14 protein-coding genes and 1 tRNA gene are annotated in these 14,795 nt (G+C 36.6%); 10 read left to right on the top strand and 5 right to left on the bottom strand.

The genetic code is table 11. The annotated features are described in order from the left end of the window. Positions 1–54 precede the first annotated feature (54 nt). The 10 genes from H5116_RS10665 (at position 55) to H5116_RS10710 (ending at position 7,701) form a co-directional block, all read left to right on the top strand. Positions 55–864 carry a sulfite exporter TauE/SafE family protein gene (locus tag H5116_RS10665; RefSeq protein WP_002958702.1) on the top strand — a complete coding sequence of 270 codons (810 nt, stop codon included), beginning with the start codon at positions 55–57 and terminating at the stop codon, positions 862–864. 13 nt (positions 865–877) lie between these two features. Further along, positions 878–1,681, top strand: a complete 804-nt coding sequence (lgt, locus tag H5116_RS10670) for a prolipoprotein diacylglyceryl transferase (protein ID WP_002958701.1) — start codon at positions 878–880, stop codon at positions 1,679–1,681. Between the two features lie 13 nt (positions 1,682–1,694). Then, entirely contained in the window at positions 1,695–2,546 is an 852-nt protein-coding gene (locus tag H5116_RS10675; protein WP_182716104.1) for a thymidylate synthase, read from the top strand. Positions 2,547–2,569: 23 nt separating this feature from the next. After that, the gene (gene galU / locus H5116_RS10680) at positions 2,570–3,448 is read left to right on the top strand and encodes a UTP--glucose-1-phosphate uridylyltransferase GalU (protein WP_002958699.1); all 879 of its coding nucleotides are present in this window, start codon (positions 2,570–2,572) and stop codon (positions 3,446–3,448) included. A 700-nt stretch (positions 3,449–4,148) separates the two neighbouring features. Continuing rightward, complete coding sequence (locus H5116_RS10685) at positions 4,149–4,832, top strand: SPOR domain-containing protein (RefSeq protein ID WP_182716105.1); 684 nt, start codon at positions 4,149–4,151, stop codon at positions 4,830–4,832. Between the two features lie 107 nt (positions 4,833–4,939). Further along, entirely contained in the window at positions 4,940–5,530 is a 591-nt protein-coding gene (locus H5116_RS10690) for an SPOR domain-containing protein (RefSeq protein WP_182716106.1), read from the top strand. A gap of 48 nt (positions 5,531–5,578) precedes the next feature. Further along, the gene (locus tag H5116_RS10695) at positions 5,579–6,172 is read left to right on the top strand and encodes a FlgO family outer membrane protein (RefSeq protein ID WP_182716107.1); all 594 of its coding nucleotides are present in this window, start codon (positions 5,579–5,581) and stop codon (positions 6,170–6,172) included. A gap of 13 nt (positions 6,173–6,185) precedes the next feature. Then, the gene (locus tag H5116_RS10700; protein WP_024589981.1) at positions 6,186–6,878 is read left to right on the top strand and encodes a FlgO family outer membrane protein; all 693 of its coding nucleotides are present in this window, start codon (positions 6,186–6,188) and stop codon (positions 6,876–6,878) included. A gap of 7 nt (positions 6,879–6,885) precedes the next feature. Further along, complete coding sequence (locus H5116_RS10705) at positions 6,886–7,554, top strand: FlgO family outer membrane protein (protein ID WP_182716108.1); 669 nt, start codon at positions 6,886–6,888, stop codon at positions 7,552–7,554. A gap of 72 nt (positions 7,555–7,626) precedes the next feature. After that, positions 7,627–7,701 (top strand) — tRNA-Arg (locus H5116_RS10710). Between the two features lie 158 nt (positions 7,702–7,859). On the opposite strand, the gene H5116_RS10715 is transcribed toward H5116_RS10710, so the two are convergent. The 5 genes from H5116_RS10715 to H5116_RS10735 all read right to left on the bottom strand — a co-directional run bounded on the left by H5116_RS10715 (position 7,860) and on the right by H5116_RS10735 (position 14,668). Further along, complete coding sequence (locus H5116_RS10715; protein ID WP_182716109.1) at positions 7,860–8,729, bottom strand: RelA/SpoT domain-containing protein; 870 nt, start codon at positions 8,727–8,729, stop codon at positions 7,860–7,862. Further along, positions 8,726–10,843: an NACHT domain-containing NTPase gene (locus tag H5116_RS10720; RefSeq protein ID WP_182716110.1), complete on the bottom strand. Its 2,118-nt coding sequence runs from the start codon at positions 10,841–10,843 to the stop codon at positions 8,726–8,728. The genes H5116_RS10715 and H5116_RS10720 overlap by 4 nt, the downstream gene beginning before the upstream one ends. Positions 10,844–11,375: 532 nt before the next feature. After that, positions 11,376–12,464: a hypothetical protein gene (locus H5116_RS10725; RefSeq protein ID WP_182716111.1), complete on the bottom strand. Its 1,089-nt coding sequence runs from the start codon at positions 12,462–12,464 to the stop codon at positions 11,376–11,378. 83 nt (positions 12,465–12,547) lie between these two features. Then, on the bottom strand, positions 12,548–13,420 hold the full coding sequence (locus tag H5116_RS10730; RefSeq protein ID WP_182716112.1) for a polysaccharide lyase family 7 protein: 873 nt from the start codon (positions 13,418–13,420) through the stop codon (positions 12,548–12,550). Positions 13,421–13,735: 315 nt separating this feature from the next. Further along, positions 13,736–14,668: an exopolyphosphatase gene (locus tag H5116_RS10735; RefSeq protein WP_182711531.1), complete on the bottom strand. Its 933-nt coding sequence runs from the start codon at positions 14,666–14,668 to the stop codon at positions 13,736–13,738. Between the last annotated feature and the right edge of the window lie 127 nt (positions 14,669–14,795).

Genomic DNA, 14,795 nt, shown 5'->3' on the forward strand with positions numbered 1-14,795 from the left:
ATTAGTTTTATAATCCTTTAATATATAAACCTTAAAAGGGTATTTGAGATTACTATGTATGACTTAGGTTTGTTAGTCGCAAGCTGCGCACTACTAGGCTGTATTGTTGGGTTTTTAGCTGGGTTACTAGGCATTGGTGGCGGTTTAATTATCGTTCCAGTTCTAAGCACTCTGCTACTGTCATTTAATGTAACGTCAGCTGATCATGTATTAGTAATTGCTATTGCAACCTCACTCGCCTCTATTTTATTTACTTCAACGTCTTCAGCGCTGGCTCATCATAAAAATGATAACGTGCCTTGGGATATTGCCCCATGGGTTATGTCGGGCGTGGCTTTAGGTGCACTTATTAGTGGCTTTGCAGCAAGTTTAATCCCTGAACAAATATTGCGTACAGTGTTTGCTATAAGTGTTGTATTTATTGCAGCAAGAATGGTGCTATCCGCGCGTAATAAACCGATGTCAGATAAACCGTTACCAGCAGGTCCTATTTTAGGTGGATTTTCTGCGATAATGGGCGGATTATCAGGTTTAATTGGTATTGGTGGTGGTGCTTTAATTGTACCTATGCTTAATTATTTTTCGGTTGATATAAAAAAAGCAATTGGCTGCGCAGCCGCGTGCGGAATTGTTATAGCATTATTTGGCTCTATTGGTTACATCAGCGCAGGCTGGCATGTTACCGATTTAGAGCATGGTTTTGCTGGGTTTGTTTATTTACCTGCATTATTTGGAATTGTTATTACCTCGTGGTTTGTTGCGCCTATTGGCGCCAAAGCAACTCACTATTTACCTGTTAATACAATTAAGAAAGTTTTCGCGGTGCTGCTTGTAGTTATCGCAATTAAAATGGTTTTTAGCTAAAGGTTTATTTTTTATGGCACTTGAGTTTCCTCAAATTGATCCAATTATTTTTTCTGTTGGACCGCTAAGCGTACGTTGGTATGGCTTAATGTATTTAATAGGTTTTGCATTTGCGATGTGGTTTGCAAATCGTCAAGCATCAAAGCCAAATTCGGGTTGGACTAAAGAGCAAGTAAGCGATTTACTGTTTTACGGCATGTTAGGGGTAATACTAGGTGGGCGTATTGGCTACGTATTGTTTTACCAGTTTAGTTACTTTATAGAAAACCCACTGTATTTATTTAGAATAGACCAGGGCGGTATGTCGTTTCATGGTGGAACACTTGGCGTTATAACTGCCGTCGCAATTTTTTCGTGGACGCGTAAAAAGTCGCTTCTTCAAGTGGGCGACTTTGTTGCACCGCTGGTTCCTGTAGGGCTTTTAGCTGGACGTATTGGTAACTTTATAAACGGTGAATTATGGGGGCGTGTTACCGACGTGCCATGGGCAATGGTATTTCCAACGGGCGGTCCGCTTGCGCGTCACCCATCGCAATTATACGAAGCATTTTTTGAAGGCTTAGTGCTGTTTTTAATCCTGCAATGGTTTATTAAAAAACCACGTCCAGCAGGCAGCGTAGCCGGTGTATTTTTATTAGGTTATGGCGTGTTTAGATTCTGTATTGAATATTTCCGCCAACCCGATGCACAATTAGGTTTATTTGCCGACTTTATATCAATGGGACAAATACTTTCGTTACCTATGATTGTAGGTGGTTTAGGCTTATTAATTTGGGCATATAAACAACCTAAACAAATAACCACAGCTAAAGCATAATAAGAAGTAACGCATGAAACAATATTTAGAATTATGTCAGCGTATTGTTGACGAAGGGCAGTGGGTCGAAAATAAACGTACAGGTACGCGTTGTTTAACCGTTATCAATGCTGATTTAGAATACGATGTGGCTAATAATCAGTTTCCGATGATCACTACACGCAAAAGTTACTACAAAGCAGCGATTGCTGAATTGCTAGGCTATTTACGCGGGTACGACAGCGCTGCGCAATTTCGTGAAATTGGCTGTAAAACGTGGGATGCTAACGCAAACGATAACAATGCATGGCTTAATAATCCTAACCGTAAAGGTGAGGATGACATGGGGCGTGTTTACGGCGTACAAGGTCGTGGTTGGCAACGACCAGATGGCTCAACGCTTGATCAGCTTTCCAAAGTTATTAATAACTTAAAAAATGGCATTGATGACCGTGGTGAAATAATCACGTTTTATAATCCAGGTGAGTTTGAGCTTGGTTGCCTGCGCCCGTGTATGCATACACACACTTTCTCCTTACTTGGTGATACGCTATATTTAACGTCATACCAGCGAAGCTGTGATGTGCCACTTGGCCTTAATTTTAATCAAATTCAGTGTTTTGTGTTGCTTGCGCTAGTGGCTCAAATTACCGGCCACAAAGCGGGTAAGGCGTATCATAAAATTGCTAATGCACATATTTACGAAAACCAACTTGAGCTGATGCGTGATGTGCAGTTAACGCGTAAGCCATTTGCATCACCTCAGTTAAAAATTAATCCAGAAATTAAATCATTAAAAGACATAGAAACGTGGGTAACACGAGACGACTTTGAAGTAACAGGCTATCAATGCCACGAAGCGATTCAATATCCATTTTCAGTATAATAAAAGATTAAGGAAAACATAAAATGAAAGCAGTGATCCCAGTAGCAGGCCTTGGTACTCGTATGTTACCAGCCACTAAAGCAATTCCTAAAGAAATGCTGCCAGTGGTAGACCGTCCTTTAATTCAATATGTAGTAAACGAAGCCGTTGCTGCAGGCATTAAAGAAATAGTGTTAGTAACTCACTCAAGTAAAAATTCAATCGAAAATCACTTCGATACGAGCTTTGAACTAGAAGCTACTTTAGAAAAGCGTGTAAAGCGGCAACTACTTGCCGAAGTGCAAGCAATCTGCCCTAAAGACGTAACCATTATTCACGTACGCCAAGGTGAAGCAAAAGGCTTAGGCCATGCTATTAGTTGTGCTGCGCCTATTATTGGTAACGAACCGTTTGTAGTTATTCTACCGGATGTAATTATTGACGATGTAGAGAGCGATCTTAAAAAAGATAACTTAGCAGAAATGATCGCTAATTTTGAGCAAAACAAGCATAGCCAAATAATGGTTGAGCCAGTACCAATGGATGAAGTAGATAAGTTTGGTGTGGTTGATTTAGGCGATGTTGACTTAAAACAAGGTGAAAGCTCGCCAATTTTTAACATGGTAGAAAAACCGCCAGTAGACGAAGCGCCATCTAACTTAGCTGTAGTGGGTCGATACGTATTAAGCGAAAACATATGGCCGTTACTTGCAAAAACTCCGCAAGGAGCAGGCAATGAAATTCAATTAACTGACGCAATTGCGATGTTAATGGAACACGAAAAAGTAGATGCATACGCTATAAAAGGCCGTAGCCACGATTGTGGAAGTAAAATTGGTTATTTAAAAGCGACTATTGAATTTGCACTTCGTCGCGATGAATTTGCTGATGAATTAAAGTCATTTATTAAAAAACTGATTTAACAGTTAATGTAAATCATGAAAGGCGCCTATATCGGCGCCTTTTTTATGAGTTTTATCAGGCCTGTTTATCTTTCGAGGCTAAATTTGCAGCAGGCTGTTTGGTATTTAGGCAAGGCAGAGCCTATGTAGTGTGGTTATTCCCCATAAATAGGTGATAACGTAGTATAGATGCCAAACATGCGCTGCCCGAAGGGTTCTGCCTCGGGGCAATTTACTCTTTGTTGCCTACATGGATGTAGGTAAGGGGCGTGAGCAGGACGCGGAAGCTTTACTCGGTTTTTACTTATTCTTACAGGGATGTAAGTCAGTAGAATAACGCAGGAGCAGTTATCGAGCCCACTAGGTTACAAACCTCGCGCCGCGATTAAATAGCCCCTAGATTGAACAAGTTTTAATCCTGAAAGGTCAACAGGCCCTAGAGTAAAATAAGAAAGGAGCCTCTTTAAAAATAAAATTTTTAGGTCATTACAGACATATTGTTATTTATGTTGTAAAGTTTGTGTTAACTGGCATTAAATTTGTATTAAATAATGCTCTCAAGGAAGGGTGGGAGTATGCAACGTTGTGTTTTACAAAACACTGACAAGCATGCGAAGAGCTAAGTTTTATAGCTCACAGCTTAAATAAAGTTAAACGCTTTCTTGTGAGAATGTTTAACTGAAATGTAGTGTAAGAACACTGCTTTCAGGACAGCAAATACATGTTTATATATAAAAAAAATAACATTGGGTTTTTATTCAGCTTGCTAATGCTTTTATTTGGCACAGCATGCAGCGTTACGCCTGAAATAAAAACTATTGATGAACAGCCTCAAAGTAACTCGCCTGACTACGTATCAATTACAGCCTTGGAGCTTGCTCAGCTAAAAGATGCCGCAATGCAGTGGCAACAAGCTCGTGAAGGCATAGAGCGAATTTTAAGGTTAGAAAAAGAAATAACTTATCTCGTAAATCATATTGATATTATAAACAGCAAAGCAATTGCGCAGTCTAATCAAGGGTATAGCAGCAAGTCTGTACGTTCACCACGAAACACACGCAATGTTAAGTCACGCCAACAAGTTAAACAAAACTACAGTAATAAAAAACAAGCTGTAAAATTAAATAAACCAAAACATGTATTTGCTTTGCAAGTAGCTTCGGTTGATTCAGAGCAAGGTGTGGCTAAAGCATGGCAAGAGCTAAATACTAAAGCAGCACCGTTATTTAGAGACAAAATATTGACTAACGTAGAAACCGCCAAAATAAACGACAAAATGTTTTACAGGCTAAAACTTGGCTCTTACCAAAACTTTAAAAATGCAAAAGCAGATTGTGACGTATTCAAGCTGTATAAACTCGATTGCATAGTAAGTAACTACACCGATAAGCCAGTAAGGCTGTAGTTAAGAAACTTGCTTAAAAATTGTTTATCCATAAAATACACCCTTCATAATTAAATACGTTTAGGGGATAAATAACCCCCTAAACAACGTCATTTTAGGGAAGTTAAATGTTATTAAAATGGAGTTTAGAATGCATGATGCTAATGGGTGTACTTGTTTTATCTGCATGTAACTCATCTCAACAAGTTAAAATGACTCAAGCAACCCCGCAACCGATTCTTATTGAAAAGTCTGATTTAGAGCAGCTCAAAATCTCTGCGGCACAATGGGAAAGCTCTCAACCAAAAGTAGAGGAGCTACTCAAGTTAGAAAATAAATTAACGCAGCTTGCTACTAATCTAAAACAACTGAATGATTCTGATTCTCTAAATAGTCTTGTAAATTATGTAGTTAATAACGAAAGTATATTAAAAACCGACTCGGCATTGTTTGCTTTACAAATTGCCGCTTTTAAAAATAAAAATGCATTGCATAAGAAGCTCAGCGAATTCCAAGAAAAAATACCACAAAATATTATCTCACCCACTGAGATAAATGTAGAAACCGTAAGTGTTAATAACACAACTTTTTATCGATTGAAGTTAGGTGCTTATAGTAATTCAGCGGACGCAAAAAGTGATTGTTTAGCCCTTATAAAGCAACAAGTAACATGTTTTGTTAGCTATTATGTTCAACAACCTTACAGAAGTACGATATAGGCATACAAATTGCTTTATCCTCAGTATGTTTTGAAGAGGATGGCAATTATGCGCCTTTTACTGCCTTTATTATTTTTAAATTTAGCTGCTTGTAACTTGGTGCCACCACCAGAACCAAGTGTGCCTACAAATGCACCTAAAGCGGCCATGGCTCCTTTTACGGTTAATGACTATGTAGTTAATTTAACGTCGCAACTTAACCACCTAAATGGAGCGTTAAATGCTAATGCACGTGTTGGCGTTAGTAGCTTCTTTTATGCAGATGCACTAGATACAAAATTAGTGACAGGGCAGGCCTCAGGCTTAAGTCAGCAGATCCAAGAAAGTCTGCTTACGCAATTTACTCAACTAGGTTATCACACCGTTGAGTACAGACTTGGGAATAACCTCTCTTTATTAGAAAACTCAGACAGTATTTTAAGTCGCGATTTAAGTAAATTACGTAATCGCCAAAATATTGACTTAGTTATCACAGGAACAGTGACTCGCCAGCAGCATGCATACATAGTTAATGCACGGCTTGTGAATATAGAAAATAAACAGGTGCTCTCTGCGGGAAGTACCGAGATCCCAATTAATGTAATGTGGGGCAATGAGAAAATTCAGCAGCGTGACGGACTTTTATACCGAAGCGAATACTAATTTGGAGCACAAAATGAAAAACCTATTAATTACATTATGCTTACCACTGGGCTTTGGTTGCTCTCAAATACTAGGCACAATGAATACAGACACCGCAACACCACAAAGTGAGCAAAGCAATCAACTGGTGAGTAACCAACGCGACGTTGCAGCGCCTGTTTCTGACGATAACTTATTTCAGTCAGGAATGGCTCCACAAGATAACTACACAAAAGCAACACCGCCAATGCGTAAAAATATTAACCATTATGTGCGCGGCATAATGCAAGACATGGTTGAAAACTTACAGTACGTAAGTGAACAAACACCATTAGCTGTTTCGAGTTTTATTTTTTTAGATGAAGACTACAACGATGGTAGCTTACTAGGGAATCAAATTGCAGAAAGCTTCATGCATGAATTACACAGCTTTGGTGTACCCGTTATTGATTTTAAAACAACTGATTATATGCGCGTTACCTCAACAGGCGACTTTGTATTTAGTCGCGACTATTTAGAGCTAAATCAAGATCAAAACTTTAAGTATGTACTAGCCGGTACGCTTGTAAACCATCAAGGTGGTGTACTTGTTAATGCACGTATTGTTGGGCTAGAAAGTAAGGCCGTAGTCGGTTCTGCACAAGGGTTTATTCCACAGTCGGTTGTTGATGCGCTTAATAGTAGCTATCGCACTGATGGCATAATGTTAAAACAAGCAAGCAAGTGAGATAATTATGTATAGTAAATTATTAAACCGCTTTATCGTTTTTTTTGCTTTAGCTAATTTAACTGGTTGTGCCTTTACTCAAAATAATGAAAGTGCTGAAATGAATGCATCTTCAACCACACAAGTAAATTATGACTTAGCAAGCATGCTTAAAACAGCCGAGCAAAAATCAACTCAAGACGATGCTAACGGCAATCAATTTACACCACTTCAGCACCATAAAACACTTTCTAACTATGTAGAGCAAATGGCACTTGATTTGGTTGATACGCTTGAGTATGAAAGTGATACCGACACCAACATTAATATTGCTGTTACTACTTTGGTCGATCTTGATTCATCGCTTACTAAAAGTAATCAATTGGGTAATCAAATTTCTGAAACATTAATTCATCAGTTACAAAAGTTTGGTTATGGCGTGGTTGATTTTAAGACAACCCAAACAATAGATGTAAATAGCCGTGGTGATTTTGCTTTCTCGCGTGATATTGAAAAGCTTAGCGAAGAGCAAATGGCGAGCCATGTATTAGCGGGTACATTAATTTATCGCAGTGATGCTGTTGTTGTAAATACACGTGTAATTAACGCGCATACAAAAAAAATCGTCGCGAGTAGTCGAAAACTAATCCCAATTTATGTACTAAATAAAGAAGATATATACTTATCAAGTAATTAAGTTCAGTTGTCGCTTGATATAAAAAACCAGATGCCGTTATAATTCACACCTCTAAGCACACAGCTTATTTGTGGCCTCTTAGTTAAATGGATATAACGGCCCCCTCCTAAGGGGCAGTTGCAAGTTCGATTCTTGCAGGGGCTACCAATTAAATCAATGACTTACCTCTAAAATCAAGCCAAGAATAATTCCTGTTTAGCATATATGTAGCTTGGTTTTCAGTAAATAACTATTTTATTTTATGAATTAGAGTGGAGGGTCCAGCTGTGGGTTTAATCCAGTTACATAATCCGAATCTGTCTAATTTAGCTTTTACTTAGAATATCCACCAATGCTCTTGGTGTGATTTCTGTTAGTTTTTCGTTTTTTAGGAAATAATAATTCGCTATATAAACAAGTGTATTAATATTAATAGGTATGTTTATGTTTTTATTTAAAATAGTTAATATTATTTTTACGCGATTTAATCTGTAGATTGCTTTGCCTAAATTATTTTCATTAATAGCTTTTTCAATATCTGAATTTAGTTCATTCCCAGCTCTGAGTCTAAATTTATTTCGTATCATTGGAGCCCACTCACTAGATTTATAGTGTCTATATGTTAGATCTTCAAACAATCTCATCATTGCCCATTCAGATGTCTCTAAACTAGCAAATACACCATTTAAAGCGCGACTGAGATCATCGTGCTTGCCCCAATCATCTTTACACTTATATCTTAAATCATGCTCAACCTCATGCCAGCCCTCTGATAGCACTGTCCTAAATTGCACCTCAAAAGTATCATCTACAAGTGAATTACAGTTTAGAATGCTACTGTCTGACGATATATCTAAAGGGAGTTTGAATATGTAGTTACACCTTGTCGCTTCAAATAAGCTTGTATTGGGGCTATCAACTTCTTTAGATATTAATTTAAATGATTTTTCTAGAGCTCTTTGAGCAATTTTTAAGTCATCAGGAAAGTATAAAGCAACTCTTAAACCATAAAGATCCTGAATTTTTTTTCCTTGAGGTGAATAGTAACCGTCACCTTTTTTATTGATTTTACTAGTTATTGATTGTTCTGTTTTTGAGCGAGAAAAAACACGAAAAAGTAAGCCTAATCTAGATAGTTCAGCTTCGACTCTAACATGCAATTTTTTTAACAAAACTTGTTCATAATTATCATTCATTGGGCTTTCCCTAGTACTGTTTTAATATCACCAATTAGTTCTATGTTAATCTCTAGAAAAGAACGTTTATCTGGAACCGATAAATACGATAATTTTTTTAACTTTTCAATTGATTGTAGAATTTCATAATGAGGATACATTTTATTCTGTGAACAGATTGCTCCTATAGCTCGATGTTTATGAAAAGTTTGGCTCCCTCGAGGATAGAACTTCTCCAAAACATAAATATCAGATTTATTTAGTACTTCTTCGTCTTCTTCAGTGCTAGTGACAAGCTCAGGGTTGATATTAATAATAAATTTATTATTATCACTACAACTTACGAAATATATGTTTGCTTCTTCTGAAACTATTTTATCCGTCTCACAATTATAGAAGTCGCAGTTAATAAAAGTTGTATTTTTTATTTTTGGTATATGGAAATGACATGAAGTAAATTTACAACCTATGAATACAGTGTCTTTAATAGTAGCTAAGTTTCCTAAGTGGATATTGCTCACGACTAATTCTTCAACAGTTTCACCAATTAGATCTATTCTCATTTGCCCTGTTAAATCAAAGTTATATTTAAGTTTGTCGAAGCCACTAATGAATTCAAGGACAAATTTAAGTGATTCCCAAAGAATCTCTTTTTCTTCTATGCTTCTTGGTAGATAAGATTGAATAGCTGGTGCGATAAAGCGTTTATCGCCATCCCACTCCATATCCAAGTTATCAATAATATTATCTGCACAAAAATTACCTAATACAAATTCATTTACAAATCCTATTCCTTGATTACCTTTACCTTTTCTATCTAACAGAGCATGGCTTGTTAATTTATTTATAAGCTCATCAGTTGTAGGTCTTATTTCTGGCTGGTAGCGTTTTCTCGCTTTTTCGATTAATTCCTGATTACTTTCAAAGATTAAGCTATAAATGTACTCTCTTGTTTCACTGGTATAATCAAACTCTATCATATCATCTGCAATAGATCTGAGTATTGAGTATTGTTCATCAGGCTTCATCATAAGATCTTGCCTTTTCCTTTCACGCTCCATCATAGAGTTGAAATATTTATCCACTAACTGGGTAGAGTCCTCAGTCACCTCACTAAACTCTTTATCAGAAATACATCTCAGAAATGACAATAAGACAGGATTTGAGAGATTTTCGATTGGAAAGCCTGCTTCAATGATTTTATTCAGCCTTTCTAATGGTAACCAATCTTCAATACAAGGTTCTTGGATTCTTAATCGAATGACATCAAAGTCATTTTCATGATTATTCATCCATTGGTGGAACTGGTCACCATCTAAAATAGCGGTTCTTCTTGTGGTTAAGACAACCTTTGCTCGATCTGTTAATAGTTCACTGATAGTTTCTAGCATTGGCTCAGTGGTTTCAAAGCTGTTGTTATCATCTGTAGCTGATTCATGCAACAATTCGTCGAAGCCATCAAGTACAACAGGAACTTTACCTGTTTTAATTTCTGAACGAACTAATGAAGAGCTTAGTAGGGGAAAGCTTCTATCAATTTCATCTAAAAGGACATAACGGAAAATCTTGGCTTGCCTATTTCTTGATAACTCGGAGAAGAGTGGTAATAATTCTGTTCTTGTTTTAGCTATTTCTTTAACCAATTCATAGGCAGAACAAGTTTTACCAAAACCAGCTGCTGCCTCAACTAGAAAAAGTGTAGGCTTTGGGTTATCTAGTCGGCTTAGAATTTCTTTTGTTACACTGAGCTCGCCTACTTTATTATTCACGTAGTATTGAGTTTTAATGTAGGAATAATTAGCATTGTCAGAGTGTATTTTAACAATAGAATCAGTAAACTCTTTGTAGTCGCGAAGTAGTCTACGTCTAGTTGCATCTAAATTAAAAAAGCCACTAAACAGTGCAAATTCTACTTCAGCAATTGAGGAGTAAGTCTTAGTTTGACACGCAAAACCTAACTCTTGATATTCATATATAGTTTTAGTAACGTTTACGTCTGATCCTAAAGGGATTATATCGGCATTATGATAGTGCCCAGTTCTAATTGAAAAAATAACTATATTTTCATCTGCAGTTGCGTGTTCTTCAAACCCGTACTTTTCGTAAGCTTTCTTTAACTTTGCTTTGTTAAGCATATCTAATTACTTCCCTATTAATAAGATAACCAGAACCCTAAAATAAGATATTATTTTAAAAGGATATTTTCAGTAACTAAAGTTTAACCTGTTAATCCCCATATTCCAATTAAGTTATAGTCCAGTACTCTTTTGTTAGATTATTAAAAATAAATTTATCATTACTATTTTTTTTTAGTACGGTTATTTACAGAATTCCAAGTCAGACCCTTTTTGCCATTCTGGCAATTAGATAGCTAAAGGTTATTTTTGGCTTTGTGTTGGTGTTTGATATGAGCTAAAGCTTAGTTTGGAGCTTTAGCTATTTGAAAAATTGTATTTAACTGCAATTTTATTTTAAGTTTTAGCTTTAGCTCTTATTAGATAATAGGGAGCTTTAGCTAACTCGTTTCAGCTTTGGGTTATGCTTTTTCTACCTTCCATAAATAGTGCCTTGTGTCATTACCTTTTTACAAGCGGTTTTACCCGCGAACCATAAACCTTTTACTTCGAGTATCAGTCCACCATTGCAATGGCATTGGTATTTGCCTGCTTAATTTTTAATTTGTTTATATTCTTGGTAGGTAATATAAAACAACTCTTTTAGCGTGCTTTGTGCTGCCTGGTTTAGCGGGTCTGATTGATTACTCGCTATGTTTAATAGCAGTTCTTTGAGCTGATTTGAGCGAGGTACAATGCCAGTGTGAAGCCCACTTAAAATCTCATGGCGTGTTTCAATATCATAGTTAGAATCTATAAATTGGCTTGCCATATGCTCTCGTTCTTCGTTGTTGCTAAATTTTAATGCGTTATTAATAAGTTGGCTGCGGTTAGTAGTATTGCTAGTAGCTAATAGGTTGTTTATTCGCGTTAATATTTGCTCTTTTTCGTAGTTATCCATATGAAAAGGTTTTAATAAAGTTAATGCATCTAAAACAATGTGCTCAGAGTCTTCAGCGTAAATTGCGATATCAGCAAGGGCAGTTTGAATACGTGGATTTTCAATATTATTATTTAGGTTTGCGGCAAGTAATAAGAACTGTTCTTGTGATTTAATATCATCATTTTGACTAAGCTCAAGCGCAACACTCGTTAAGGCAAGGCCACCTTGGTGTTCAGGTAGTTCTTGTAAAATAGATACAATATGATGAAATTCTTTTGATTCAAAACTGAGTGTCCTCATATGATCAATTAAGTTAGCTTGTTCATAGGGAGAGGTGACGAGTAAGTTTTTAAATGAATCAAGTGCTTCTGCTATTTCACCTTGGTCAGCATAATTCCCCATTTCAGATAATATAATCACTTTGTTTAACATTGATATGGCATCGTAGGTGTCACTGCTTTGAAAGTTAGCCTCAACAGGGTTAACAAAACTTTCGTTGGTATGGTTTGGAATAACCTTTATTTTGCTTTCTGGCGGCTTGTTTAGGTTTTTATTAGCTAGGCGAGTATCTAATTTTTCGTGGTTAGTAAGTGTGAGTTGTTGAATGTTTTTTACTTCATACGATTCAACTTCTTCCGTAAATGAGTCAAATACATCTAATGAAGCAGTAGAATAACCACATAGAAACGCGAGGGCCATCAACGTTAATGTAGTTGATTTACTTTGCCATTTTGTTGCTTTGTTTTTGCTTTTTGTCATAATTGTGCTTATTCATAATTTATTTATATTAGCGCTAAGTAAAGCTCGTCGTATATTTGACGAGCTATACATATTACTAACGCTTAATAAAACTTTAAGTTTTTAGTTGCTACTTTTGCGCTACCATCTGTGTTTATGTAAACACCTGTTTTGAGGTAGAGTTTTTTATCTTTCCAGTCAGCGTTATTTCTTAAATCGATAGAGCTTCCAGTTTTTACTTCTGATTTATTGCCATCACCGTCTTCATCGTAAATATCATTACGTGGCAAGTTAATATATGAGTCGTTAACCTTCAATCTTAACTTTCCGTTGAATAAACCTAGTCTATAAGTTTTAAATGTTTCGTCGTAATTGCCTACATAAATATGTGTGAAACAATCAGTTCCTGAGCAGTTCATGGTTCTGCGAAGTGAAAGGTAGATCCCTTCAGGCGAGTTGTTGTATGCATCTTTTTGTTCGCCAGCTGCAGCCCACTTAAGTGCGGCTAGTGGCCCTTTTTGTCCGCTTTCATCTACGTGCACTTGTGCAAAAATGGCTTTTCCTAGGTTTGATGATTTAGATACAAACTTTGAATTAATTCGGATGTAGCGGCTTGATGATGTATTTTCGCTAATTTTAAACTCGCGTTCCTCACGAAGCTCTGATCTATTACTATCACCCGATTCATAAAAGTAAAGAACGGAGCCATCTGAAGTTGTATAAAAATGGTCGTTTTTCGAACTGCTGTTTTTTATTTGGCTTTGTGAGTAGCAAGTTGTTGAGCTTGGACCAACCTGTAACTTAGCTTTTCGTACTTCTGTACGTTGATTGCCAGAAACATATCCTGGTGCGTAAGAGCCGCTAGGGGCGTTACCACTGTAGTTACATGATGCCATTGCTTTGCCAGATGAAGCACCTAACAAAAGCACGGCGAGTACCGATATTGCAGATATAGTTGTTGTGTATTTGTGTTGCATTGTATTTTCCATAATTGGTAATAAGTAATTTTTATTTTTGGTAAGGCTTCAAGTGAAAACCTTGCTGTCCAATATGTTAGCTTCTCATTTACAAATTGGCAACAACAAGTTGTTCTTATCTTTGGTACTAAAAATTTTTTGTAAACACGAGTTCATTTATGGCAGGTAGGCAAGGTGCTTGGTCATATTGTACAAAAGTGAGTAAAGTAGGGAGTATACAAAAACAAAATGAAGGAGAAGTAATTGATATTAAATATTACAAAAAAAGCGAGTAAACGTTAATTTACTCGCTTTTACATAATGAAATATTAAATCCTAGCCATCACTTGTAATAGTATCAATTAATTCACTAAGAACAGCTTCTGCTTTACTTGTTTCTACTTGGCAAGTGCCTGCATTTAAATGACCACCACCGCCGTATTTAAGGCATAGTTCGCCAACATTGGTGTTTGAACTGCGGTTAGTGATTGATTTACCTATGGCATACACTACATTTTGCTTTTTAAGGCCCCACATTTTATGAATCGAGATATTGCAGTCGGGGTACATGGCATAAATAACAAATCGGTTTGTGGCGTAAATTGTTTCTTCCTGAGTTAAATCAAGGACTACTAAGTTTTTATGAACGGTAGCGCATTGAGAAATTTGCTCTTTGGCTTTTTCGTTATGCTCGTTATATAAAGCAACACGTTCGGCTACGTCTTCCATTTGCAGGATTTCTTCGATGCTCTGATCTTTACACGCATCAATCAGTTTCATCATTAATTGGTAATTTGAAATTTTAAACTCGCGAAAACGGCCAAGTCCAGTTCGCGCATCCATAATAAAGTTCATTAATACCCAATCGGTTGGGTTTAATATTTCGTCTTTTGAAAACTGAGCAGCATCGCCTTTGTCTACCGCGTCCATCATTTCAACAGAAATATTTGGAAGTTTTTCAGCGCCGCCATAATAGTCATAAACTACGCGAGCTGCTGATGGGGCTTTTGGGTCAATAATATGGTTTTTTATGTCGCTTGAGTTGCGAACGGTTTCGCTAAGGTGATGATCGAATGCTATATGACAGCCTGCAACGTAGGGGAGGTTGGTCGTAATGTCGTTTTCGGTAATGTCTATTTTGCCATCTTGCATGTCTTTTGGATGAACAAATAAAATATCGTCAATTAGGTCTAAGTCTTTGAGCAATACGGCACAAACTAAGCCATCAAAATCGCTGCGAGTGACTAGTCTAAATTTATTATTGGGCATAGCTATTCCATCTTTTTAATTGAATTATCAATTAAGTGTAACAGCTAAATTTTTTTTTGAGAGGTTAGCTTAAAAAAATTATAAAAAAAAGCCAAAACGTTAGTTTTGGCTTTTACTTAGCAAGTTT

The sequence above is a fragment of the Pseudoalteromonas sp. SG45-2 genome, assembly GCF_014164115.1.
In the GTDB taxonomy this organism is placed as follows: domain Bacteria; phylum Pseudomonadota; class Gammaproteobacteria; order Enterobacterales; family Alteromonadaceae; genus Pseudoalteromonas; species Pseudoalteromonas distincta.